The organism is Streptomyces sparsus (assembly GCF_054776295.1).
Genome location: NZ_BAAHCA010001582.1, coordinates 1 through 671, shown reverse-complemented (window position 1 = coordinate 671; position 671 = coordinate 1). Strand labels below are relative to the sequence as shown.

At 74.8% G+C, this 671-nt stretch carries 1 protein-coding gene; it reads left to right on the top strand.

Annotation, left to right across the window (positions count from 1 at the left end):
* A partial coding sequence (locus tag ACYVE9_RS29725; protein WP_461030965.1) for an acyltransferase domain-containing protein occupies positions 1-671 on the top strand: 671 nt, incomplete at both ends.

The window sequence follows — 671 nt, the reverse complement described above, 5'->3', positions numbered from 1 at the left end:
GCCATCGCCGCCATCGCGGGCTCCGGCGGCATGATGTCCGTGCCGCTGTCCGCCCAGGACACCCGCGCCCGGTTGCAGCCCTGGGCCGACCGGCTCGCCGTCGCCGCGGTCAACGGACCGGCCTCCGTGGTCGTCTCCGGGGAGGCCGACGCGCTGGCCGAGCTGTTCACCGCGCTCACGGCTGACGGCGTGCGGGCCCGCAAGATCGCCGTCGACTACGGCTCGCACTCGCCGCAGGTCGAGGCGATCCGGGACACCGTGCTCGACGCCCTCGCGGACCTCGAACCCCGCGACGCCGAGATCCCGTTCCGGTCCTCGCTCACCGGCGACTGGCAGGACACCACCGCACTCGACGCCGCCTACTGGTACACCAACCTGCGCGAGACCGTCCGCTTCGAGGAGGCGGTGCGCGGCCTCGTCGCGGCCGGCCACCGCACCTTCCTGGAGGTCGGCCCGCACCCGGTGCTGTCCGTCGGGCTGCGCGAGACCCTGGAGGACACCGGCACCAGCGGCGCCGTGCTCGGTTCGCTCCGCCGCGACCAGGGCGGGCTCCGCCAGTTCCTGGCCGCGGTGGCCGAGGCACACGTGCACGTCGTCGCCGTGGACCGGGACGCCGTCTTCGCACCGACCGGCGCACGCCGCACCGAACTGCCGACCTACGCCTTCCAGCG